Origin of the sequence: Flavobacterium sp. F52 (assembly GCF_000278705.1) — a bacterium.
Taxonomy (GTDB): Bacteria; Bacteroidota; Bacteroidia; order Flavobacteriales; family Flavobacteriaceae; genus Flavobacterium; species Flavobacterium anhuiense.
The window spans coordinates 313,641-339,192 of record NZ_AKZQ01000023.1 but is presented as its reverse complement, the minus strand read 5'-3'; the positions used below and the strand labels follow the sequence as shown (position 1 = coordinate 339,192).

At 34.1% G+C, this 25,552-nt stretch carries 22 protein-coding genes; 16 read left to right on the top strand and 6 right to left on the bottom strand.

Going from position 1 to position 25,552, the window contains the following annotated elements; all coding sequences use genetic code 11:
* Nucleotides 1-286: 286 nt before the first annotated feature.
* Nucleotides 287-1,120: an SIR2 family NAD-dependent protein deacylase gene (locus FF52_RS08825; RefSeq protein ID WP_008464723.1), complete on the top strand. Its 834-nt coding sequence runs from the start codon at nucleotides 287-289 to the stop codon at nucleotides 1,118-1,120.
* A 96-nt stretch (nucleotides 1,121-1,216) separates the two neighbouring features.
* On the top strand, nucleotides 1,217-1,576 hold the full coding sequence (locus tag FF52_RS08820) for a hypothetical protein (RefSeq protein ID WP_008464721.1): 360 nt from the start codon (nucleotides 1,217-1,219) through the stop codon (nucleotides 1,574-1,576).
* Between the two features lie 382 nt (nucleotides 1,577-1,958).
* Here the strand turns inward: FF52_RS08820 and FF52_RS08815 are convergent, their stop codons facing one another.
* Nucleotides 1,959-2,564 (bottom strand): nucleosidase, encoded by a 606-nt coding sequence (locus tag FF52_RS08815; protein ID WP_008464720.1) that lies wholly within the window; start codon nucleotides 2,562-2,564, stop codon nucleotides 1,959-1,961.
* Nucleotides 2,565-2,732: 168 nt separating this feature from the next.
* Between FF52_RS08815 and FF52_RS08810 the strand changes: the two genes are divergently transcribed.
* From FF52_RS08810 to FF52_RS08800, 3 genes are read left to right on the top strand one after another with little or no spacing between them, the layout of a single operon-like run.
* A complete protein-coding gene (locus FF52_RS08810) occupies nucleotides 2,733-3,296 on the top strand; it encodes a DUF6642 family protein (RefSeq protein WP_008464718.1) in 564 nt (187 codons plus the stop codon).
* 1 nt (nucleotide 3,297) lies between these two features.
* Nucleotides 3,298-4,239, top strand: coding sequence for a helix-turn-helix domain-containing protein (locus tag FF52_RS08805; RefSeq protein WP_035691234.1), 942 nt, complete (start codon nucleotides 3,298-3,300; stop codon nucleotides 4,237-4,239).
* Nucleotides 4,240-4,288: 49 nt separating this feature from the next.
* Nucleotides 4,289-4,489 carry a hypothetical protein gene (locus FF52_RS08800; RefSeq protein ID WP_008464714.1) on the top strand — a complete coding sequence of 67 codons (201 nt, stop codon included), beginning with the start codon at nucleotides 4,289-4,291 and terminating at the stop codon, nucleotides 4,487-4,489.
* Nucleotides 4,490-4,613: 124 nt separating this feature from the next.
* Here the strand turns inward: FF52_RS08800 and FF52_RS08795 are convergent, their stop codons facing one another.
* The 4 genes from FF52_RS08795 to FF52_RS08780 all read right to left on the bottom strand — a co-directional run bounded on the left by FF52_RS08795 (nucleotide 4,614) and on the right by FF52_RS08780 (nucleotide 13,076).
* On the bottom strand, nucleotides 4,614-6,188 hold the full coding sequence (locus FF52_RS08795; protein ID WP_008464712.1) for a DUF4957 domain-containing protein: 1,575 nt from the start codon (nucleotides 6,186-6,188) through the stop codon (nucleotides 4,614-4,616).
* A 30-nt stretch (nucleotides 6,189-6,218) separates the two neighbouring features.
* Nucleotides 6,219-8,021, bottom strand: a complete 1,803-nt coding sequence (locus FF52_RS08790; RefSeq protein WP_008464711.1) for a RagB/SusD family nutrient uptake outer membrane protein — start codon at nucleotides 8,019-8,021, stop codon at nucleotides 6,219-6,221.
* Nucleotides 8,022-8,039: 18 nt separating this feature from the next.
* Complete coding sequence (locus FF52_RS08785) at nucleotides 8,040-11,282, bottom strand: SusC/RagA family TonB-linked outer membrane protein (protein WP_008464709.1); 3,243 nt, start codon at nucleotides 11,280-11,282, stop codon at nucleotides 8,040-8,042.
* A 627-nt stretch (nucleotides 11,283-11,909) separates the two neighbouring features.
* A complete protein-coding gene (locus tag FF52_RS08780; RefSeq protein WP_008464707.1) occupies nucleotides 11,910-13,076 on the bottom strand; it encodes an MFS transporter in 1,167 nt (388 codons plus the stop codon).
* 103 nt (nucleotides 13,077-13,179) lie between these two features.
* On the opposite strand from FF52_RS08780, the gene FF52_RS08775 reads away from it, so the two are divergent.
* The 7 genes from FF52_RS08775 (at nucleotide 13,180) to FF52_RS23625 (ending at nucleotide 21,285) form a co-directional block, all read left to right on the top strand.
* Nucleotides 13,180-14,013, top strand: a complete 834-nt coding sequence (locus FF52_RS08775) for an AraC family transcriptional regulator (RefSeq protein WP_008464706.1) — start codon at nucleotides 13,180-13,182, stop codon at nucleotides 14,011-14,013.
* 70 nt (nucleotides 14,014-14,083) lie between these two features.
* Nucleotides 14,084-14,440, top strand: coding sequence for a hypothetical protein (locus FF52_RS08770; RefSeq protein ID WP_157498557.1), 357 nt, complete (start codon nucleotides 14,084-14,086; stop codon nucleotides 14,438-14,440).
* 97 nt (nucleotides 14,441-14,537) lie between these two features.
* Nucleotides 14,538-15,065, top strand: a complete 528-nt coding sequence (locus FF52_RS08765) for a DUF3347 domain-containing protein (RefSeq protein WP_008464702.1) — start codon at nucleotides 14,538-14,540, stop codon at nucleotides 15,063-15,065.
* A 2-nt stretch (nucleotides 15,066-15,067) separates the two neighbouring features.
* Complete coding sequence (locus FF52_RS08760) at nucleotides 15,068-15,628, top strand: helix-turn-helix domain-containing protein (RefSeq protein WP_035691173.1); 561 nt, start codon at nucleotides 15,068-15,070, stop codon at nucleotides 15,626-15,628.
* A 335-nt stretch (nucleotides 15,629-15,963) separates the two neighbouring features.
* Nucleotides 15,964-18,510: a heavy metal translocating P-type ATPase gene (locus FF52_RS08755; protein WP_008464698.1), complete on the top strand. Its 2,547-nt coding sequence runs from the start codon at nucleotides 15,964-15,966 to the stop codon at nucleotides 18,508-18,510.
* Nucleotides 18,511-18,709: 199 nt separating this feature from the next.
* Nucleotides 18,710-20,950 (top strand): multicopper oxidase family protein, encoded by a 2,241-nt coding sequence (locus tag FF52_RS08750; protein WP_008464696.1) that lies wholly within the window; start codon nucleotides 18,710-18,712, stop codon nucleotides 20,948-20,950.
* A gap of 167 nt (nucleotides 20,951-21,117) precedes the next feature.
* Nucleotides 21,118-21,285 carry a hypothetical protein gene (locus FF52_RS23625; protein WP_157498555.1) on the top strand — a complete coding sequence of 56 codons (168 nt, stop codon included), beginning with the start codon at nucleotides 21,118-21,120 and terminating at the stop codon, nucleotides 21,283-21,285.
* 105 nt (nucleotides 21,286-21,390) lie between these two features.
* Here the strand turns inward: FF52_RS23625 and FF52_RS08745 are convergent, their stop codons facing one another.
* A complete protein-coding gene (locus FF52_RS08745; RefSeq protein WP_008464693.1) occupies nucleotides 21,391-21,843 on the bottom strand; it encodes a DUF4442 domain-containing protein in 453 nt (150 codons plus the stop codon).
* A 229-nt stretch (nucleotides 21,844-22,072) separates the two neighbouring features.
* On the opposite strand from FF52_RS08745, the gene FF52_RS08740 reads away from it, so the two are divergent.
* The 4 genes from FF52_RS08740 to FF52_RS08725 all read left to right on the top strand — a co-directional run bounded on the left by FF52_RS08740 (nucleotide 22,073) and on the right by FF52_RS08725 (nucleotide 25,526).
* Nucleotides 22,073-22,552 carry a DUF4870 domain-containing protein gene (locus tag FF52_RS08740; RefSeq protein WP_119792881.1) on the top strand — a complete coding sequence of 160 codons (480 nt, stop codon included), beginning with the start codon at nucleotides 22,073-22,075 and terminating at the stop codon, nucleotides 22,550-22,552.
* Between the two features lie 151 nt (nucleotides 22,553-22,703).
* Entirely contained in the window at nucleotides 22,704-23,036 is a 333-nt protein-coding gene (locus FF52_RS08735; protein ID WP_008464689.1) for a PadR family transcriptional regulator, read from the top strand.
* Between the two features lie 3 nt (nucleotides 23,037-23,039).
* Nucleotides 23,040-24,788: a PspC domain-containing protein gene (locus tag FF52_RS08730; protein WP_008464685.1), complete on the top strand. Its 1,749-nt coding sequence runs from the start codon at nucleotides 23,040-23,042 to the stop codon at nucleotides 24,786-24,788.
* A gap of 3 nt (nucleotides 24,789-24,791) precedes the next feature.
* A complete protein-coding gene (locus FF52_RS08725; RefSeq protein ID WP_008464684.1) occupies nucleotides 24,792-25,526 on the top strand; it encodes a head GIN domain-containing protein in 735 nt (244 codons plus the stop codon).
* Nucleotides 25,527-25,552: the final 26 nt, after the last annotated feature.

The window sequence follows — 25,552 nt, the reverse complement described above, 5'->3', positions numbered from 1 at the left end:
ATCAATCGAATACACTGCAAAATACCGCTATTGCGAAAAATAAAGGAGGGAGTTTTTTCTTTTTAAGGGGTGTAGATGTACTTTTATTGAGTTATTTCTATTTGGAGCTAATTCCAGCTATCCGCTATATCTTTTCTGGCTAACCCCGCCACAAAAGGATATCGCTCCTATCTGGGCTAGGGCAGTCATTTTCAAAAGTCCGTTTTTTATTGAATTAAAATTAGAAAGCTGAGGTATCTATTTTTAATTTATATTTAATCAAAAAAACTGTTTTTTAAAACTAAACATGCAACAATTAGAAGATATCATAAAATACGTTTCAACTAAAAACAAAAGAAACCTCTTTACCTTTTTGACAGGAGCCGGACTTTCTTCAGAAAGCGGTATTCCAACTTATAGAGGTGTTGACGGTATTTGGGTTAAAGGAACACAATTTCATAAACCAGAAGAATTTGGAACTTTTAAATATTTTAAAGAACATCCGGAAGAAGTCTGGCAATATTCGTTGTTTAGAAAAAAAATGTTTCAAAATGCCAAACCAAATGAAAGTCATTACGAATTGGTTGAAATTGAAAATATCCTGAAAGACCGATTTCATCTTATTACCCAAAACATTGATAATTTACACCGACAAAGCGGAACTGAAAGAATATTCGAAATCCATGGCAACAATAGAGAAATTAAATGTTCGAACGGCTGTAAAGAAATCGTAAATCTACCCGAAGAAATAAAAGGAAAAGAAATCGATGAAGATCTGACGGAAAGAGAAATAGAACTTTTAAAATGCCAAAGTTGCGGAAGCTGGATGAGACCTAATATTTTATGGTTTGATGAATATTATGATGAACGAACCAATAAGAAATTCAGTTCTTTAAAAATTGCTAAAAATTCTGGAATACTATTTATTCTGGGAACTTCGGGCGCAACAAATCTCCCGATTGCAATTGCAGAAACCACTTTAAAATATGGCGGAACTATCGTTGACATCAATATAGAAGACAATCAGTTTACCGCTTTGATAAAGGATAAAAAGAATAAAATAATCATTCGCAAAACATCTACTGAAGCTTTAAAAATGATAAAGGAAATGATTAAAAACATACATATTTTCTCGTCTTGAAAAAAGTTTAAGAAATCTATTAGAAAAATTAAACATTACTACTATTATTAAATAGCCATTAGAGCAATAAATTTGAATTATATAAAATAAAACATTATGAATCTAAAACAACCAAATAAAATCAGAATTGATTTTGAAGATATTCAATGGGGTGACTGGGATTATGATGGTTGCCACAAAGTTCTATTTAACAATGAGCCATTCTCTGGATATGTTGTTTATGATCGACACGATAATGGGGATATTATGAACGAGATTGAATATAAAATTGGAAGCCATGTTGGTTGGGAAAACGAATATAACATTGATGGTACCCTTATCTATTCTTGTCTAACAGTTGGAGAAACAAGTTTAGAAGTATACAAGTATGATGATAATGGAAATCTTACAGATCATTGGAAAACCGTCGGAGATAATTATTATCAAGATATGACAATAAAATTTAACTTAGACTGACTAAGTATAGTTTTTCTTTGCTAGCCCAAGCAAAGAAAAAGATGAGAACATATTAATGATAGAATTTTTCGAAAAGTTTAATTATCATGAAAAATAAAAAAGTTGCAATTGCTGCAATAATTCTTTTATTGTCTGCCATAATTTTTTTTGTAGTCGATTATTACACTGGAAAAATGTTTGAAAACTTACATCCATAACTAAACCACTCTGCACTGAAAGTGCAGAGCTTTGTTTGACGAGAGACTGAAAGTCTCTCTATTCTGAAAACTTTTTGTCAAAACAAAAAAGTCAAAAGATTATATTTTTTCGCATTACTAAAGTACTGCAATAAATTGCAGGGTTTTAAACCCGAATCTGAGACCAATAAAAAAAGCCATTTCATCTAAGAAATGGCTTCTGATTCTTTTATCAATCCCAAGATTTTACCGTAAGCTATCGCTGCTTTATGAACCTGAACTGTCCAATCTTCGGCAGCATTATCATCGGCTCCGTCAGAAATATATTTTAAGCTTAAAAATGGAATATTTTCTTTCATGGCAATCATAGCAAGAGCGTAAGCTTCCATATCGACCACATTGTACGCGTCTGAACAATGTCCCATTTCAAAATTATCTCCCGTTCCGCAGATTCCTTCTTGAAGATTGTCCATTAACAAACCATATTCTAAAACTGGCGGTAAACCAGAAAGTGGCGTTTCGTATAATGCAAAACCTAAACCGCGAACGTCCATATCTCTTTGAACAAATTTGGTACAGCAGATTACGTCGCCCTTTTGAAAACAGCTGCTTCCTGCCGAACCTAGATTTATAATTACAGAGGGCTTTTTCTTTAGAATGGCTTTTGTCAGCTCATAAGCTGCGTTTACTTTTCCGATTCCAGTAATTAAAACATTGTGTCCTTTAAAAACTTCTGCTGCTTCAGATTCGAGCGCAAAACAGAATAATATATCTTCAACAGCAAATGATGCTGTTTGGTTAATTTGTATCATGCGTAAATTATTTTCGGTTTACAAAAATACGCTTAAAAGTTTACGTAGCTCTAACCTATATTAAAATCCAAAAAAGACGTTAAAGTCTGTTTTCTCTATTGTATTTAATGATATAAAAAATACATTTGCTAAAACCACTAAAAAAGTTTAAATCCAAAGTATAACTGCATGGATAATGAAAAATTTATTTTCTGCCTAGAAGGCGTTCGAGATATAGACGATCATAGCCCAACCCATGTGGTAAAATGTCTGGAAGAACTGGCAATTGACCAAGGCATTTCTAGCATTCATAAAACTTGCGATACGATTGAAGGTTTAGAAGAAAGTTTGAATATTTTACTTTACGAAGATCATAATTTCAAAGATTACGAAATTATTTATTTGGCAATGCCAGGTCAGGAAAACAACATCTGCCTTCACGATTATTATTACAGCATAGAAGAAATTGCCGAATTGTTTGAAGGAAAAATGAAAGGGAAAATCATTCATTTTGCCAATCTTAAAGTTTTAGATTTAAACGAAGAAGAAGCACAATATTTCTTAGATATTACTGGCGCTAGAGCTATTTCTGGGTATGGTTCTACTTATAATAAAATTGCCAGTTGCAGTACTATTGACAAAGCATTTTTTAGTCTGTATCAAGAAAACGACAATTTGTTTGAGGTTGTTGAGGATCTTTATACCAAACATTACAATTTATGCAAACTGCTTGATTTTAGATTATATTATTAAAATGAAAAAAAAGCAGGCTGAAAAAATCAAAACGTACAATCCAAAAGGCTTTCGGGAGAAATTTCTGGGAGAAGACAATCCTATTCATTTGCTTTTCAAGTCAAATTCGGATCATTTTTTCTGTCTTGAAATCGAAGAAATGATGCAAATGCAGCATCCTGTTCCGCCTTCTAAACATTCCTGCCATACTTTAATTTTTATTTCTTCGGGACAGCACAAGATGAAATTGGGACATCAGGAATATATCACAACTGATAACGAAATGATTATGGTGCCTGCCGGACAGATTTTTTCACTAGACAATATCAATAATATTCATAAAGGTTACATCTGTCAGTTTCATCCTGATATTTTGATTCGGAAATATGGCAGCCGTGAATTGTTGAATGATTTTGATTTTTTGAAGATTTCTGGAAATCCGAAAATCAAACTGGCTCTCGAAGATATTGCTCCCATTACAAACATATTGGAGCGATTGAAAAAGGAATATTCAGAGACCACGATTACAGATTTAAATATTGTACAATCGTATCTAATTACGCTATTTTATGAAATGAATAAAAATGCTGTAAAAACTGTGAAAAATATTTCAGCTGCGGAAGCCATTACAACAAAATTCAAAGAACTGATTCATGATCATATAAAAACCCAACATCAGGTAAATTACTATTCTTCTCTATTGAATGTCACTCCAAACCATTTGAATAAATGTGTCAAGACCATTACAGGAAAATCTGCCGTTAAATGGATTGACGAAAACATATTGCTCGAAGCAAAATATTTACTCTTTCAAACCACTCTCTCAGTAGGGGAAATCGCAACACAGGTAGGATTTGAAGACCAATCTTACTTTAGCCGTTTTTTCAAAAAGACAGAAGGAATTTCTCCTATTCGATATCGAAAATTGATTGATAAGTCCCAATTATTGATTAAAGAATCCTAACAAATATGTAGACGTTTTTCAGAAATTTGCTTCCTCAAAAATGCAAACTATGATTTATGTTTTTAAAACCTCCGTTGATACCCAAGCCAAATTTGAATCGGCTTCTGTACTCTTAAATGAATTATTGCCTAATTCTCTGTGGAATTTTGATCTCGAAGATTGCGATAATATTCTGAGAGTTGACAGTGAATTGAATGTTGCTGCTTTGCTTGAAGACAATCCTGTTTTTGATTGCATCGAATTGGAATAAAATTTATAGGTCTTTATTTGTAATCAAATTGTATCAAAGCAGATAAAGATCAAATTAAAAACTAAAAAGCGGGATTACAAAAAAAATTGTATCCCGCTTTTTCTATTTAATCAACCACGATTTTTTATTTTATCCAACGTGGATCTCCTACTTTTCTATCAATTAATGTTTGATTCTTAAGAGTAAAATCACCTGTTGTCGCACTTGTAAATTGAGGATCTAATACAGTTGCAGAAGTATCTGGTCTATTATTGCTTCCTGCAGCCTGTAAATTTGGTGAATTGAAATTATTATTGTTTGAGAACGTAGGAGCAGCAGTTGCCGTATTGTTAGTATAAGACGCTGATCCAACCGTAAATAGTGTATTACGCACTATTGATACATTTGCATTAAAACGGACATACAAAATTCTGCTCGTTGCTGGCAATGTAGGCGCATAGATCGTACATGCATCAATTAACACATTACTTGTTAACCCTGTTCCTGTCAATCCAGTAGCTGCGTCTAAACGTATAAAGTCACGCGATGAACAGTTGTCAAATGTACTTTTTGTTAAAGAAACACTTGCCACATAAGTCGTTCTAAAGTCAATAAAATCAGCCCCAGAAGCGGTGTTAACATTTTTAATAATACTATTATCAACAGTGAACGATTTTAATTTTGCTGATGCATTTCCATACATTAATTGAGATGGGAAATCATGAACATTACAACCACTTATTAAAACATCTCCTAAGTTTGTTGTAGCTGCTGTACCAATTGTAATTGCACCGCCAGTTGTTCCTGCTCCACTTAAATCGATATCAACTAAAGAGAAATTAACTACTTCACTTGTATTATTAGGGTTGTTGGCAAGAGTGAAATTAAATTTAAGTTTTGGTTTATCACCAGGTCTCAAACCTCTCAATGTTAATGTTTTATTTACTGCTATTGTTCCAGTTTGAGCTGTATAATCACCAGGCATGAAAACCAAAACAGATCCAGAAGGTGCACTAGCAATTTTTTGAAGTACATCATCTTCTGGTTTAACCAATATCCCCGTTCCAATATCAATTCCTGTAGTAAAAGTTACTACCCCTCTTTTCTTCGTTCCGTTTAATAAAGTTGCGGTATAAGCAGTTTCACCTGTAAGACCAGTAATAGTTGCAACTCCAGCTGTTTTTTCTGCTGCCGTAATTGTGTGTGTAATATTCCCTGGCTGAACAGAAATTTGTGTTACTGCACTATTAGGAGTCCATCTTAATGTAACCTGAGTTGCTTCAATATCTGCATCCTGGACTGGAAAGAAAATTTGTTCTGTCAATGTTGTAGCTGTCGTAACATACCATTTAGAATCTTCTAATCCTTTACCACTAACTGCTTTTACTCTAATATAGTAAACAGTTTCTCCTTCTAATGCTACTTGCACAGGAAGTTGAGAAGCGGCAACATTCATTGTTTTATAAATAGTTTTGAACTCAGGATCATCTGCGCTAAATTCCACTACATAATGATCTGGATTTTCTTCTGCCTTAACTGTCCAGTTTAATTCAACCGTAGTTGAGTTTCTAATTTTTGCTGTCAGTCCAATTGGGGAAAATTCTCTTGTATTTCCGATACCGTCTAACAACGCTTCATTATAACTTTCACAGCTTGAAACCGCAATTGAAAGAAGTAATACAGTTATTAAACCTTTAAATATATCTAATGTTTTCATCATAATAATTTATTATTAATTTTTTGAAAGATTTTAATAACCGTAATCATTTTTTAACTGACCATTACTCCCATCAATAAACACTTGCCAAATTGGCCAGAATTGTCTATTATCAGGGTTCACTCCCACTTTATAAAGTGAAGCTATTTTAGTATCTGCAGATGTTCCTGTCCAAGTCCATGCTGTAGATGAATATGTTGGACCTGGATTTACATTTTCTCCTCTATTAAGACCGTAAATATCTAAACTCACATTATCAGCTTGATATTTATAATACAAAGTTGCAGGCACATCAGCATATTCTCCTGTACGAGCTGATAGATTTGCCATTTTTTGTTTTGCTTTGTCTAAGTTTGCCTTAAGCAAATTCCAACGAATAAGGGCTTGTTTACGCTCCATCTCTCCTGTAAACTCATATTTATTTTCTTCAACAAGCGCATTAAACATTGCTTCTTTACTCGTTAAGGCATTTACATAATTTTCAACTTTTACAGCTTGATCTGCCGAAGAAAATGCTCTCCTGCGAACTTCCTTCAAATAAGGCATTGCTGCACTTGGGCCTTCTAATTCATTTGCTGTTTCAGCCGCAATAAGAAGTACTTCGGCAAAACGCATGTACATTTTATTCACTCCATCATCATTCGTAGATGTTACATAACGTTTCATCCATTCGTAACGATATTTACCAAAATACCATGTATCTAAAGTTCCTAATTCTTGTTTAGCAATACCATTAACTGCAGCACCGTATTTATAAGGGACACAAGTCACATTTCTACGAGCGTCTGCTTGATCGTAATCGTAAAAAACAAATGGCAACGGACCTGCTACACCTCCACGGTTAGCGCCATTAGCTTGAAATTGGTCAACCGCAGCCGTGTGTTTTACAGCAAAAGTGAATAACATTCTACCACGTCCATCAGAAAAAGGAAGTTCCCAAAGAGATTCTCCTCCTGCAGCAGTATTCTCTTCATTGTATTTTCTCCACAATCCCTCAAAAGTAGATTCTAAACGAGCAGAACCACTTTGAATTACCTCACGAGATTCTTTTAAAGCTAATGCATACATATTAGCAACTGAAAGTTCTGGATCATTACTTCTTCTTACTCCATCAGGATATTGCTGGTAACCGCTTGCAGCCAAAGCCAAACGCGCTCTAAATGCTTTTACAAAAGCCTTATTTACATGTTCTACTGTACTTGTGTAAGCTGTTTCATTAGGCCAAGCCACTAATGTCGATGCTTCTCCTAAATCTGCAATTAGTTGTTTGTAAATAATGTCTCTATTGGTTTTAGCCAAATATAAAGTGGCGCTTGTAATAGGCTCAAAACGAGCTGGAACATCTCCCCATGACTTAAGTAAATCAGCATAGTAAATAGCTCTTAACGTTAAAGCTTCACCTAATAGCTGTCCCATTTCTGTACCTGGTGCAGGATTTCCATATTGGCGTATACCTTGAATACAAACATTTGCTCGTTCAATACCTGAATACATCATAGCATAAGCGTTATTAGTGGTATTCATCTCAGTATTACTTGGCTTAGCATCATACACACACAAATCTGCCTTATCCCCTGCTGTTTGCGAAGTATTATACCATTCTACATCTGTATTTAATCCATAATAAGGTAAAAATCTTCCTCTATAAGAGTTAGTCTCCGCAAATGGCACTTTTATTCCGTCAATAGCTCCTTTTGCAAGTCCCGCTGTAGAGAAAATTACAGAAGCATCTAATGTTGATTGTGCAGGCGCATCTAAATAGTCATCTTCAAATTGCTGGCAAGAACTAAATAGACCTGAAATAATCAATCCCGCTATTAATATTTTATGTTTCATTTTGTGTAGTCTTTTAAATTAGAAATTAAGATTCAATCCAAAAATCATTTGTCTGCTTCTTGGATATGGACTCGAATCAACTCCAGGAGTTAATGGAGTTTTTCTTTTGGTTGAAACTTCTGGATCAGAACCAGAATAGTTAGTCCAAACAAAAACATTGCTTGCTGTCAAATAAAATCTCAATTTAGAAATTGAAAGTTTAGATGTAAACATTTCAGGCATTGTGTATCCTAATGTTAGAGTATTTAATCTTAAAAACGACGCATCTTCCACTGCCCAATCTGTAAAAATAGCAGATCTCATATATGGCGACCACATTGTTGTATTAGCATTAAGATCTGCCAATGCAGTAGGATCTGTTACCAATTGGCCAGTTGCTGGATCTAGATTTGTCCATCTTTTTCCATCTGCCATTGTAGAGTTTAAGTTTTTATACTTTCCTGAAGCAGTAGCTGTTGAAAATTCAATTTTATCGGCATTATAAACATCATTGCCAATACTCCAGTTAAAAGCCGCCATTAAATCAAATCCATAAGCATTTCCGTTGATTACAAAACCACCGTAGCTTTTAGGATTAACATTTCCGATAACTGTTTTATCATTTATATCTACTTTTCCATCTCCATTAACATCTTTCAATTTCATATCTCCTGGTTTAAGAGAACTTCCGTCTCCTACCAAAGAAGTAGATGTGTTAACTACTCCGCTTTTTAAAACATATTTCCCTCCAACATAATCAAAGTCTGAAACCTCATATCTTCCATCATTTTTATAACCATACATACTACCTAATGAACCACCAACTGCTATAAGGTAATCGTCTCCAATTTGTGAAGAAGCCCATCCTGTTGCTTGTCCAAAATCATTCATAGTACCTAATGAATTAATACGGTTTTTGTTTATTCCCATATTGAATGAAAAATTCAATCCGTATTTAGCTTTTTCAATAGCCACAACATTTAAAGTAGCTTCAAAACCTGTATTTTGAGTTTCTCCCATATTACGATATTGGAAATCGTATCCAGATCCTGCAACAGGGAAATTAATTAATAAGTCACTTGTAATATTTTTATAGATATCAAAATTACCACTTAAGCGATTTTTGAAAAATGCGAAATCCAAACCAAAGTTTTGAGTTACTGTTGTCTCCCATTTCAAATCAGGATTAGGCATTGTTTTTGAAGGAGCCCAAACACTAGTAACGCCATTAATCCATGATGTTGCTGTAGATTGAAAAATTTGAATCTGCTGACCAACAGGAATATTGTTATTTCCTGCCTCACCATAACTTGCTCTTAATTTTAGAAGACTTAACCAGCTTTGGTTTTTCATCCAGCTTTCTTCTGAGATTTTCCATCCGGCTGCAAAAGCTGGAAAATATCCCCAACGATTTTGCGATAAAAATTTACTTGATCCATCGGCACGAAATGTAGCAGAAAGTATGTAACGATTTTTGTAGTCATAATTTGCACGTCCAAAAAATGATAATAATTTATCATCTGGACTATAGTAATTATCTACTGATTGCGGAGATCCTTGCGTTGTTAATTTTTTTGCCTGATCAAAATCAAAAAACGTTGGATATCCATGTATTGTGCTAGTTACAGTATTCGAATTGTATTCGATGCTTTCTTGCCCAACAAGAACATTCAAATGATGATCTTCTCCCATTACTTTCTTGAAATCATAAGTCAGCGTATTAGCATTTCTGAAACGTCTATCTTTAGTATCTGACATAATCATTGCAGGCATATTCTGCATAGTAGCTAGCGGCGCATTAGCCACATAATAAGTAGTTAGCCCATAAAAACGATAGTCCTGATTATTAAAATTATCCAAACCTAAATCTACGTTCAACTTTAAATTATCTACAATCTGCCATCCAAAACTTCCTAGCATATTAAAGTTTTTACGAAGCTGCTGACGATCATTATCCGAAACAGACGTAAAAGGATTTATTAGCATATCTGACCCGTCTCCATTTACATCTTCAGATGTTAAACCTGCTACTGGAAGCGGTGCATAACCTACGATAGTACGCATACGAGAATCTGATGAAGACTTCTCGTTTTGTTCATTTACACCACCACCGTCAATCTCTGTATCTGAATAACGCATAGTAAAACCAACATCTATCTTATCAGTTAATTTACTTTTTAAAGCTAATGACAGGTTATTTCTTTTATAGTTTGAGCCTATCATAATTGCTTTTTCATCGTAATGAGCATAATTAAAATTATAGTTCAACTTTTCTGTGCCTCCTCTAATTCCTAAATCACGGCTTTGAACCTCACCTGTACGCCCAAAAATCTGTTTTTGCCAATCATCTCCCTTTAAGCCATTGTACATGTCATGATCTTCCCAATTTCCAAAATACTTAGTGTATGAATCTGGGTTAGAAGGCACTTTTGTTCCCGTTTGAGAAAGTAAAGCATATTCATATTGCCATTTCGTATAATCTTCAGGCGACAAAACATCAATTTCTTTTGCCATCGTTTTCATGCCATAGAACATATTAAAGTTCACTGCCATTTTTCCGTCTTTACCCTTTTTTGTTGTAATAAGAATTACCCCATTTGCACCACGTGATCCGTAGATAGCAGTTGAAGCAGCATCTTTTAAAACAGTCATCGTATCGATATCAGATGAAGAAATATCATTCATGTTATTAACTGGAAAACCATCCACAATAATTAATGGCGAAGCATCTTGTGTAAGTGAACCACCACCACGAACTCTAATTCTAATATCTGCATCTGGAGAACCTTCGGCAGCAGTTACTTGCACACCCGCAATTCTACCAGTTAAAGCTTCGGCAACATTTGCTACCGGCACTTTTTTCAAGTCTGCTCCTGAGATAGTAGAAACTGCACCAGTCAAATCAGATTTCTTAGAAGTTCCATATCCAATTACAACAACTTCATTTAAGTTATTAGCATCTTCAATCAATGTTGCATTTACCTTAGTTTTTCCTTCTGTAGAAACATTAATGCTTTGAAACCCTATAAAAGAAAAGATTAATACGGCTTTCGGATTGGTTAGTTTTATTTTGTAATGTCCGTCAAAATCGGTAGAAGTTCCGTTCTTAGTTCCTTTTTCTAAGACGTTTACCCCAGGAAGAGAAAGTCCCGCGGCATCCTTCACGGTTCCCTCTATCGTTGTGCCTTGCGCGTGTACTTGACTACCGATCAATAAGCACAGTAAGAAAACAAGTTTAAAGCAAAAGTGTGCTCCTTTGTTTAATAGTTCTTTAAAGTTCATGGTTGATTGTTTAAGTTATTAATGTTTTTCTTGTTGGTTTAAGTGGTTTTTTGTGGTTACTTTCAATTCATTTTTTACTTAATATTTGTGGTTTTTTATTTAACAGCAATTTATTTATCTCTTCACTAAAGCTTTATTCTAACTTCCTTTTTCATCATCTAACTTAATCGATTGCGAACATTGTCAAAAAAAGTTGTAATCGATTACACAAACATAAATATTTTTTTTAAACGAAAAATAAAATTTCCCAAAAAAATCCTAAAATAAATTATATAATAAAATTTTTATCGCTTTTTTATATGACATATATAATTTATGTCACTTTAAAATATTAAAAATATTATTATCAATCGTTCATTTGATTCTATTATTACAAAAAAAACAATCGATTACATGAATATTAATTACGAAATTATCAGGTGTTATTTTTACACTTAAAAAGTTAAAATCAAGCTAAAAAAAGATGGGAAACTTCATCAATATTTTAAAATTTACAATGATTTTACTTATAAATGAAATCAGTAGAATAAACGAAAAAGTAGTTTTGACTATAAGTTCACGTCTCTACAAGCACAAAAAAAGCCCTTAAACAAAAGTTAAGGGCTTAAAATTTTATTATTTCTATATTTATATCGGCTGAACTTGAACCTGTTTTTGATGTAATCTCATCAATATGAATGTAATAATCATTCCGAAAATCGACATCACTACTCCTATAAGATTAGGAGAAGAATAGCTAAATCCTGCAGCTAAGGGCAGTCCGCCTAGAAAAGCACCTAAAGCATTACCAATATTGAAACTTCCTTGAAGAGAAGCTGAAGCAATCATCTCTGCTCCTTTTGCAGTACGAATCATCAGCATTTGAATTGGAGCAATTACAGAGAACGAAATAGCACCAGTCAAGAAAGTCAGAAATAAGGACATGTATTGATTGAATGAGAAAAAGTAAACTAAAACTAAATCAGTGGACATGACAAGCAATAAAGCCAAAGTTGTGGGAGCTGGCGAAAAACGATCTGCCAACTTACCTCCTACAAAATTTCCAACCACCATTCCTAATCCAGCAAGAATTAAGATGGATGAAACATCTTCTGGCGAAAACTTAGATACATTAATTAATAATGGTGCGATGTAGCTGATCCAAGCAAACAGACCTCCAAAACCAATGGCCGTAATTCCTATTATCAGCCAAGCTTCTGTTCTTTTAAAAAATTGCAACTGCGTTTTCATGTTTACGCTTTCTCCTTTTTCTAGATTTGGCATCCAAAAATAAATAGCCAACAAAGTCAACAGTCCCACAAGAGCAATTAAAACAAAAGTATAACGCCAAATAAAATGATGTCCAATATAAGTCCCAATTGGCACACCAATTAAGTTAGCAATCGTCAAACCAGCAAACATAATCGAGATGGCCTGCGCCTCTTTTCCTTTATCTGCCAAACGGCTTGCGACTACCGCTCCTACTCCAAAGAATGCGCCATGCGGCAAACCAGAAAGAAATCGAGAAGCAAATAAAACATTATAATCTGGAGCAATAATTGATAAAGCATTAAAAACTGCTAGCATTAAGGCTAAAATTAAAAGCATTTTTTTAGGCGCATAATTTCTTCCCGCGATTACTAATAAAGGTGCTCCAATAACAACTCCAAGTGCATAAGCCGAAATTAAATATCCAGCAACCGGAATTGAAACTTTCATATCTGAAGCAATATCTGGGAGTAATCCCATCATTACAAATTCTGTAATTCCAATAGTTAACCCTCCTAAAGAGAGTGCAATAAGACTTTTTTTCATTTTGATTCAATGTAGAAAGGAATAGATTTCTACGACGCAAAATTAACACCGTTAAGCCAATTAAAAATTGTATATTTGTGATATAAAATTGTATAATTAAGTTATGCCGAAATTAAATCAGTTCAAAACGCTTGTCCTTGACGAATTTGAAGAAGAGAAATTCCATCTTCCTCCGCATACACATACGTATTATGAAATCATCTATATCAAGAAAGGAAGCGGTATTCATCATATAAATAATAATCTGCTTCACTATAAAGCAGGAGATCTTTTTGTGATTTCGCCCGATGACGAACATTACTTTGACATCAAAAAGAGTACTCGTTTTATTTTTATAAAATTCACCGATAATTATTTTAATTCGAAGCAAAATCTAACCTGTGATGAATTCTTATTGAATACTCCCGAAAGTTTCATGCGCGATAAAATCTTAAAAGAAACGGTTTTGAAGTTTGATGAACCTTGCAGAACAATTTTAAAAAACACTGTCGAAAATATTGTAACCTATGATAAATATATCGATGTTACCTCTTCTCCGATTGTATTTTATCAGATTCTTTCGATTTTTGGTTTAATTAAAGAAACCATCCGCTGCATGAACCTTCAGATGAAATCGGCTCATTTTGATAGTGAGCAAATAGCCAATTACATTCATCAGAATATTTATCAGCCCAAATTGGTTCAGGTAAAAGTAATTGCAGAACATTTTAATATTGCGCAAACCTATTTTAGCGCTTATTTTAAAAGAACTTTCAGCATCAGTTATCGCGAATACATTCATAATTTAAGATTGACTCTAATCGAAAAGAGATTTCACAACAATCAATTGCCGATTAAACAAATAGCATACGAATTTGGTTTTACCGATGAAAGTCATTTGACCAATTATTTCAAGAAACGTAAAAACATGAAACCGACTGATTTCAAAAAACTCTAGTTAGCGAAATCTTAAAAAGTTATTTCCTCGAACATTTTTAGCTAAATTTGTGCCATTAAAAACAATTTCTTTGAAAAAGAAAACCCACATAATAATGCTTTTTATAACACTTAGCTTCTTTTTGAACCCGAGTTATACTTACGCATGCCATACTGGACACTCTAAAGAAATTGCCGCTAAAGAAGAAAACAGCTGTTCAAAAAAATGCTGCGAAAAGAAAACTTCAAAACAAGAAAAACATAATTGTGATGGGAAGTGCCGTCATTCTGGCTGTAATACCTCAACATTAAACATCTTTTTAACTTCAAATGATTTTGATTTGCAAAACGATGTTTTCAATTTTTCTTTAAAAAATACTATTTCATCTTATAGTAATTCTACTATTTCTTCTGGATTTACTTCTATCTGGCTGAAGCCGAAAATATAATTATTGTATTTGTGACAGCCCATATTGGGTCTTTTTGAAATCAAATTTTTTAATTAATTTTAAAGGAAATAAATCCTTTACTCAAATATTATATACAATGAAAAAATCAATTATAGCTTTAGCAACAGCACTTACAATAGTATTTAGTGCAAATACAATTCAGGCAAAAACCAATACTACTGAATTAACAGCAATCGAAATGGCAGATTCTCAATTACAATCTGTTTACGATGCTTATTTTACTGTAAAAGATGCACTTATTAAAAGTGACAGCAAATTAACTTCGGCAAAAGCCAAAGATTTATTGACAGCGATTACTGCAGTAAAAATGGACAAACTAAAAAACAACGAACATACTGTTTGGATGAAAGTGGTGAAAAAATTAACTGCCGATGCCAAAAGTATTTCAGCAACAACAGATCTTAAAAAACAGCGTGAGACTTTCAAATCATTATCTAAAAGCACTTACGATTTAATAAAAGTTTCTAATCCAGAACAACCAATTTACAAACAATACTGCCCAATGGCAGATGCGGATTGGTTAAGCAAAGAAAAAGCAGTAAAAAACCCTTACTACGGTTCTTCTATGTTGACTTGCGGAAATGTGGTAGAAACGATCAAATAAATATGAAGCTTTACATCAAAAATATGGTGTGCAGCCGATGCAAAATGGTAGTGAAGTCTGAGTTCGAAAAGCTCGGACTTCAACCTACCGCTGTAGAATTAGGAGAAGTTGAACTGAATGAGGAAATCAGCGATTCACAAAAAGAAATTCTATTAGAAAATCTTCAAGCTTTAGGTTTTGATTTAATTGATGATAAAAAAACAAAAACCGTTGAGAAAATAAAAAACTTGATTGTAGATTTGGTTCATCATAAAAACAATGATTTAAAAATCAACTTATCGGAATATCTCTCAGAAAACCTCAACCAAGATTATAATTCGTTAAGCAACTTATTTTCTGAAATCGAAAACACTACAATCGAAAAGTATTTCATCAGCCAGAAAATAGAAAAAGTAAAAGAATTGTTGATTTATAATGAGCTTTCGTTAAGCGAAATCGCCGATATTCTTAACTACAGCAATGTGGCACATTTAAGCAATCAATTCAAGAAAATAACAGGCTTTACTCCTACTTCTTTCAAGCAGTCAAAAGATAAAATGCGTATTCAGATTGAGAACATTTAAGGAGTTCTTAACCACAATGGACGCAATGGTTTACGCAATCCCGATAGCTATGGGGAGCCAAGTTTTTTAGCCACAGATTATAAGGATAAAAGGATTTTAAAATCTGTGTTAATCTTTTTAATCTGTGGCTAACTTTTTTCCATGGTTTCCAAAGTCATTTTAGGAAAAAGCTTTGCGAACTTTGCGCTTTTTACAAAACCCTGCGCATCAAAATTCATTGCGCTCTTTGCGGTTAAAAAAAACTTAGTAAATCTTACAAATCATTCCCAAAATTCTACAAACCGAACTCACAGATACTTCGGAAATTTGCATTGTAATACTTAAAAACCAATACAATGACTCATCAATATATAATTTCAGGAATGTCGTGTGACGGATGTCGCAAAAAAGTCGAAAAAACTTTGAACGAAGTACAAGGTGTTCATGCAGAAGTTAGTTTGAATCCGCCAACAGCAACTATTACAATGGACAAACACGTCCCGACAGAAAAATTTCAGGAAGTTTTAGCTGCTGCTGGAAATTATACTATTGAAATGGATTCTCCTAAAAATCACGGAGAAGCCGCTGTTAAATCTTGCTGTTCTAGCAATAAAAAAGATCATCACGGTCACAATCACAATCATCACAAAACAGAAACAAAAAAAGTGCACCAGCACAGTGCGAATGGCGTTTACTACTGCCCAATGCATTGTGAAGGCGACAAAACATACAACAAACCTGGAGATTGCCCAGTCTGCGGAATGGATTTAGTTCCGCAAGTTGCCATCACAGCAACACAATTTACCTGCCCGATGCATCCTGAAATCGTTTCAAACGAGCCAGGCGATTGTCCGATTTGCGGAATGGATTTGGTTCCGATGCAGGCTTCAGAAAGTGAAGAAAACAAAACCTATACTGATTTATTGAAAAAAATGAAAATTGCGATTTTGTTTACGCTTCCCATTTTCATTATTTCAATGTCAGAAATGATTCCGAATAATCCTCTTTACAATATAATGTCAATTGAAAAATGGAACTGGGTTCAGCTTTTATTTTCGATCCCTGTTTTGTTTTACGCTGGATGGATGTTTTTCGTTCGCGCATACAAATCAATTGTGACATGGAATTTAAACATGTTTACCTTAATAGGAATCGGAACCAGCGTTGCGTTCCTATTTAGTATTGTTGGAATGTTTTTCCCTGATATTTTTCCATCCGAATTCAAATCGCATCACGGAACCATTCATTTGTATTTTGAAGCGGCAACGGTAATTATCACTTTAGTTTTATTGGGGCAATTATTAGAAGCCAAAGCACACGGACAAACAAATGGTGCTATTAAAGAATTATTAAAATTAGCCCCAACAGAAGCAACTTTGGTTGAAAACGGAGTAGATAAAGTGATTTCTATTCACAATATCAAAAAAGGCGACTTACTTCGTGTAAAACCAGGAGAAAAAATTCCGGTTGACGGAAAAATAACAACTGGCGAAAGCAGTATCGATGAATCGATGATTACGGGAGAACCAATTCCAGTAGACAAAAAAACGGGTGATGCAGTAATTTCTGGAACCATAAACGGTACAAAATCATTTGTTATGATTGCCGAAAAAGTAGGGTCAGAAACGATGCTTTCGCAAATTATCCAAATGGTAAATGACGCTAGCAGATCTCGCGCTCCAATTCAGAAATTAGCCGATCGCGTTTCTAAATATTTTGTACCGACTGTAGTTATCATTTCTATTGTAACCTTTTTTGTCTGGGCAAAATTTGGTCCAGAACCCGCTTATGTCTACGGATTAATTAATGCGATTGCCGTTTTAATTATTGCCTGTCCTTGTGCACTTGGATTGGCGACTCCAATGTCGGTTATGGTTGGAGTTGGAAAAGGAGCACAAAACGGAATCTTGATTAAAAATGCCGAAGCGTTGGAAAACATGAATAAAATTGATGTTTTGATAACTGATAAAACCGGAACAATCACTGAAGGAAAACCATCCGTTGAAAAAATCTATGCTATAAACAATGACGAAGATTTTCTGCTTCAAAATATCGCATCTTTAAATCAGCATAGCGAACATCCATTGGCGCAGGCCGTCGTAAATTTCGCGAAAGCAAAAAATAGTTCATTAAAAGAAGTTCACGGTTTTGAAACTATTGCAGGAAAAGGAGTTTTAGGAACTATAGAAAACATAAGTGTCGCTTTAGGAAACAAAAAACTAATGGATGAAATTGGTGCTTCTGTTTCTAATGATTTAGAACAAAAAGTAATTTCTGAACAGAATTTAGGAAAAACCATTTCGTACATCGCTATCGAAAAAAGCGTTTTAGGTTTCGTTGCCATTACAGATGCTATTAAAGAAAACAGTGCAAAAGCCATTAAAGAATTAATTGCTCAAGGCGTTGAGGTTATCATGATGACAGGTGATAATCATAATACTGCAAAAGCAGTTGCCGAACATTTGCATTTGAGTTCTTTCAAAGCCGATTGTCTTCCGGAAGATAAACTGAAAGAAATTGAACGTCTGCAATCTCAAGGAAAAATCGTTGCCATGGCAGGAGATGGAATCAACGATGCGCCTGCTTTGGCTCAATCTAATATTGGAATTGCAATGGGAACAGGAACTGATGTTGCCATTGAAAGCGCTAAAATAACTTTAGTAAAAGGCGACTTAAACGGAATTGTAAAAGCTAAAAACCTCAGCCATGCGGTAATGTCAAATATCAAACAGAATTTATTCTTCGCTTTTATCTATAACACTTTGGGAGTGCCAATTGCTGCTGGAATTTTATATCCGTTTTTAGGAATTTTGCTTTCGCCGATGTTGGCTGCTGTGGCAATGAGTTTGAGTTCTGTATCTGTAATCGTAAATGCTTTGCGATTAAGAAATTTAAAATTGTAAGTTGGGCGAAATATTTCAACACATAGAAACATAGCTTTGCCTTGTGCGTAAAGGCGTTTCACTTGCATCAATACACATAGATATGTGTGGAAACTAGTTTCTTTTATTCTCTTTTTTTAGACAAAAAAATCTATGTCTCTATGTGTTAAAAAACAAATTGTGTTCAATGTAGACCAACGATTTAAAATTATATTATATCATGAAAATCAAATATCTCTTTATACTTTTCTTAATTGCTTTTCAGCTAAAGGCGCAGAAAGTCGTACGTTACGATTTACATGTTCGTGATACGATTGTCAATTTTTCGGGTAAAGAAAAACGTGCGATTGCGGTCAACGGACAAATTCCGATGCCAACGCTGACTTTTACCGAAGGCGATATTGCAGAAATTTATGTGCATAACGAATTAAAAAAGGAAAGCACTTCGATGCACTGGCACGGATTGTTTCTTCCCAATAAAGAAGACGGAGTTCCATATCTCACACAAATGCCAATTGAACCTGGAACAACTCATAAATATACATTTCCAATTATTCAAAACGGAACCTATTGGTATCACAGCCATTCGGGATTGCAGGAACAAATTGGTTTGTACGGACTTTTTATCATCAATAAGAAAAAAGACGACCCGACTATTAGAAGAGGCATTGACGATTTGCCGACAATTCCAGTTATTTTAAGCGAATGGTCGGATTTGAAACCAGAGAATATTCAGCGAATGCTGCACAATGCCAACGATTGGTTTGCGATAAAAAAAGGAACAACGCAAAGTTATTCCGAAGCCATCAAACAAGGACATTTTTCAACGAAAGTTACCAACGAATGGAAACGAATGAATGCGATGGACGTCAGCGATGTTTATTATGAAAAATTTCTAATTAATGGTAAAAACGAAAAGCAGTTTTCAGACCTTAAACCTGGTTCAAAAGTAAGATTGCGAATTGCCAACGGCGGTGCTTCCAGTTATTTCTGGCTGACGTATGGCGGAGGAAAAATCACCGTTGTAGCCAGCGACGGAAATGATGTAGAGCCTGTAGAAGTGGATCGTTTGATTATTGCCGTTTCTGAAACTTATGATGTTGTAGTTACGATTCCCGAAGATCATAAATCTTTTGCCTTTTTGGCTACAGCCGAAGACAGAACGGGATCAGCCTCTTTGTTTTTAGGAAACGGAGAAAAACAACCTGTTCATCATCTTTCGAAATTAAAATATTTTGAAGGCATGAAAATGATGAACGATATGATGAAAATGAACGGTGAAATGAACGATATGGGCATGAATATGTCTTTGAATAAAATGGACATGAATGCCGTGATGTATCCAGAAATTTCAGGCGAAGATGAAAATGCAAAACCTGCAATGGATCATTCGAATCATAATATGGAAAACATGAAAATGGAAAGTGACAGTACAGAAATTTCTGAAATTGTGACTTTGAATTACGGAATGCTGAAATCGCCATTTAAAACCAATCTTCCGAAAGATTCTCCTGTAAAAGAATTGCGTTTTACCCTTTCAGGAAACATGAATCGTTATGTTTGGAGTTTAGATAATAAAGTGGTTTCTGAAACCGATAAAATTTTAATTAAAAAAGGAGAAAACGTTCGCATTGTTTTATATAATGGCTCAATGATGCGACACCCAATGCATTTACACGGACATGATTTTAGAATTCTAAACGAACACGGTGATTACTCTCCGCTGAAAAATGTGATTGACATTATGCCAATGGAAACCGATACGATCGAATTTCAGGCAAATGCGGATGGCGACTGGTTTTTCCATTGTCATATTTTATATCATATGATGGCTGGAATGGGACGTATTTTTAGTTATGAAAATTCAGCACCAAATCCGTTGATTCATCATCCAGAAATGGCTTTTAAAATGCTAAAAATGGATGATCGTATGTTTCATTTTATGGCAGAAAACGATTTTGCAACCAACGGAAATGATGGTGAAGCGATGTTCAGCAACACAAGATGGAGCATCGGAACGGAATGGAGATTGGGTTATAATGACAAACATGGTTATGAAACTGAAACGCATATTGGACGATATATCGGAAAAAATCAATGGTTAATGCCTTTTATTGGTTTTGACTGGAGATACCGAAAAATGGGAATGGACGAGCAAGAACAAAATCTTTTTGGACAGAAAAACACCAAAGACAATCGTTCGGTTTTTAGTGCGGGTCTTGAGTATACTTTACCAATGCTCATAAAAGCACAAGTTGAGGTTTATACCGATGGGAATGTTAGAGTTCAGTTTGAGCGAAAGGACATTCCGCTTTCACAAAGACTTCGAATGAACTTGATGTGGAATACTGATAAAGAATACATGGCAGGATTGAAATACATTGTTGGCAGAAACTTCGGAATCACAACTCATTATGACAGCGATATGGGAATTGGATTTGGGGTTAATTTGAATTATTGATCTATTTGAATTATAAAAATTATTTAAGTTCATTAGTCATTACTAGATTTCTCCTAAACACGGAATTCACTTTTACCAAAACATTAACAATCAAACTATTCTTACGAATACAAAATCCGTTTATATTTGATTCACCAATTATAATCTCTAACACAAAAAAACATTTAATGAAAATGACAAAAGTAATCACGATAGCAACAGCTGCTTTATTTTCGATCGGTGTAATGGCTCAGGAAACAAAACCGGTAACAAAAGATAAAGAGAAAAAAGAATCTTGCTGTAAAAAAACATCAACTGATAAAAAAGATAAAAAATCTTGTTGCGTTAAAAAATAATTGAAACTGGATTTCAAAGAAAAGACCTCGCTAAAAACGAGGTCTTTTTATATACTGCTACGAAACTTTGTCAAAGTTTTGAACTTTGACAAAGCTCTCTAAATACTATTTCAAACGAACGCTCCATTCAAAATCCATTTCAGAAACTTGAACGCCTTCTTCATTGGTTCCGATAGACTTCATCCAGAACGTTTGCCCTTCTCCTGTTTCAATAGTTTTTTGAATCGCTTCGGCGATTAAATGCCCATCATTACAAACGAAAGTGATTCTACCAGTCGCTTTTTTAGTAAAATTCCCTTTGTTGTTGGCAACCAACATCGAAATTTTTCGACCGCTTTCTTGAATTTGAGAAATTACCAAAGCCCCGGTTGTCAACTCTGCTGCCATAGCCTGAACTGCAAAATACATGGAGTTAAACGGATTCTGATTGATCCATCTATGTTTAACAGAAACAATACAACTGTCTTTATCTATAGCTTTTACACGTACCCCGCAAAAGTATGCTGATGGTAATTTGAACAATACAAATTTATTGAGTTTAGAAACTGAAACTGCCATGTGATATTTTTTTTAGTAAAAATACAAAAAAACTATGCATGCACAATAAATTAAACAAACTTTCGAAAAAGACCAATAAAACAAGGCATTCCGAATGATTTCCAGTAAATTATAGGTTTCTTACAAATTTAAAATTTGTTAAATTTTTGTTAATAATTAGTACTATGCAAAACAAGATACTGTTTTTTAGACATATATTTGCATAAGAAATTACTATATACTTTTAATCATGGAAACAACAACACCACTCATCATGGAAAAAACATCAGAAAAGAATACAGCAGCATTTACTCATTTGAGTACTTTAAGCCAATATATCATTCCGTTTGGGAACTATATTTTTCCGCTAATCATTTGGACAAACTATAAAGACAAATCTGAATTTGCAGATCATCACGGAAAACAGGCGTTAAACTTTCAATTAAGCATTTTGCTTTATTCTTTGATCTTAGCGCTTATTGCGATACCGATTTTCGTTACTGTTTTCTTGCAGAATCTTCCATTAGAAGCCGTTTTTAATGACGATGATTTTGTAATCAGAAACTTTAACATTCAGGCAAACATTGGAATTTTAAGTGTCGGTATAACAGCTGTTATACTTTTCGGGTTATTAAAGTTTGTTGAATTCTTTTTAGTAATCTATGCTTCTATAAAAGCTTCAAACGGAGAATTATACAAGTATCCGATCACGATTCCTTTTATAAAGTAACACTTCGACTTCGCTCAGTGAGACATTAAAAATTAAAAGTTATAGTCGAAACATCAGTCAAATCATATAAGTTTCGAAATCAATCATCATCAATCAAATCATCATCAATCAAAAAACGAATTGTTCAATCAAAAAAAAACAAAATGAAATTATGAACATTGAAAACACAAAAGCACAGATGCGCAAAGGTGTTCTTGAGTTTTGCATCTTATCAGTTCTAAAAGAAAAAGACGCATATACATCTGAAATATTAGACACTTTAAAAAACGCAAAATTACTAGTTGTAGAAGGAACCGTTTACCCGTTGTTAACTAGATTGAAAAATGACGGTTTACTAAATTATCGCTGGGAAGAATCGACCTCTGGGCCACCGCGAAAATATTATGGATTAACCGAGATAGGACAAACATTTTTAAACGAACTTAGCGGCACTTGGACAGAATTATCCGACGCCGTAAATCTAATCACCAATCAAAATCAATAAGTCATGAACAAAACAGTAAATATTAACTTAGGCGGGATGTTTTTTCACATCGATGAAGATGCATACTTAAAATTGACACGCTACTTTGACGCTATAAAACGATCACTTAACAACTCATCTGGTCAGGATGAAATCATTAAAGACATCGAAATGCGTGTTTCTGAATTATTGACAGAAAAACAAAAAAGCGAAAAACATGTTGTTGGACTGAAAGATGTTGATGAAGTGATTGCGGTAATGGGACAACCAGAAGATTATCGAATTGAAGACGAAGAAAATCCAAATCAGTCTTATAATAATTATGGCCCTAGAAAACACAAAAAATTATATCGCGATAAAGAAAAAGGTATGATCGGAGGTGTAGCTACAGGTTTAGGACATTACTTTGGAATTGACGCTGTTTGGATTAAAATCATATTCTTAATCTTCGTTTTCGCAGGTTTTGGAACAGGGATTTTAGCTTACTTCGTTCTTTGGATTGTAACTCCAGAAGCAGTTACAACTTCAGAAAAATTGGAAATGACTGGAGAACCTGTAACAATTTCGAACATCGAAAAAAAAGTTCGAGAAGAAATTGATTCACTTTCTGAGAAATTCAAAAATGCAGATTATGACAAAATGGGAAACCAAGTAAAGTCGGGAGCTGAGAGAATAAGTAGTTCATTTGGAGACTTTATCATGACCATTTTTAAGATCTTTGCTAAATTCTTAGGAGTAATTCTAATTATATCAGGGATTTCAACCTTAATCATGCTATTGATTGGCGTTTTTACTTTAGGGACTAATATTTTTATCGATTTCCCTTGGCAGAATTTTATCGAAGCTGGCAACTTTACAGAATACCCTCTTTGGTCATTCGGATTGTTAATGTTCTTTGCTGTTGGAATTCCGTTTTTCTTCTTAACACTATTAGGATTTAAACTGTTATCTCCAAACTTAAAATCAATAGGAAACATTACAAAATATACGCTTTTAGCGCTTTGGATTATCTCTATCGCAATTCTTACTAGTATCGGAATCAAACAGGCAACTGAAATTTCATACGATAATAAAGTAGTAGAGAAAAAAGTTCTGGCAATTAAACCAACTGATACTTTATATATCAAGTTTAAGTACAATGATTATTATACAAAAAGTTTGAACCACTATAGAGAGTTTGAATTTGTACAAGATTCTGCAAACAACGAATTGATTTATTCTAATGATGTGCGTTTACACGTATTACACACAGACGAATCGACTCCATTTATTCAGATCGAAAAAAGCGCGAGAGGAAACTCTTTTACAAACGCGAAAAAAAGAGCAGAAAAAATTAATTATAAGTTCCAAATTAGCGGAAATCAATTACTTTTGGATAACTATTTTCTGACAGATGTAAAAAATAAATTCAGAGGACAAGAAGTTGACATTTATCTGTATGTACCAGAAGGCCAATTAATCAAACCTGATTCTTCTGTAAGAGATTATTATAATTCTGACGACAATTTCTTTGAATTAAATTATAACGGAGATTACAATTACAAAGTTATCGGAACTAAAGTAAAATGTTTAAACTGCCCTGCTGATGAGGACAATGACAACAATTACGAAAGTGATTATGAAAACGATCAAAATGATTCTGATACAAATACCACTAACGACACTATAAAAGAAGTTTCGGTTAAAATTAATGGAAAAGAAGTTTTAAACGGAAAAAAAACTAAAGGAAAACTAACTACTGATAAAAACGGAGTGATAATCAAAATTAACTAAACCATGATAAAAATAATCATTCATATTACGAAATTTATAATTGCAACTGTTACTGCTTTATTGTTTGCTTCATGTAATTTTAACATGAATGCAATTGAAGGAAGCGGGAATGTTACCACAGAAAAAAGAACTGTTCAAGGAGAGTTTAAAAATATCTCTGTAAACAATGCCATCGATGTGGTTATTGTACAGTCAGATGCTACAGAAATTACGGTTGAGGCTGATGACAATCTTCAAAAAGAAATTGTTACGAAAGTAGAAAACGGAACACTTATTATTGAGTGCAAGTACAATTCTTTCCGCAACATTACATCAAAAAAAGTAACCGTAAAAATGCCAGTTGTTCATAAAATAGAAGCCTCAAGTGCTTCAACAGTTGAAACTGATGGACTTGTTCAAGGTGAAGATATTACTTTAGAAGCTTCGAGCGCAGCATCAATGGATGTTAAAATCGAATCGGACAGAATCGCAGTGGATGCAGGAAGCGGAAGCTCTGTAGATATCGAAGGTAAAGCATTAAGCCTTACCACTTCAGTTTCTAGTGGTGGAAGTATTGATGCCGAAAAATTAATGGCCAATGATGTTCACGCAGATGCTTCTAGCGGAGGAACCGTTTCTGTACGTCCAATCTTAAGTCTAAAAGCAGATGCTTCTAGCGGAGGAAATATTAACTACAGCGGTAATCCAAAAACAGTTGAAAAATCTGCAAGCTCCGGAGGAAACGTAAACAAAAGCTAAAAAAACAACTGTTAAATATAAACGAA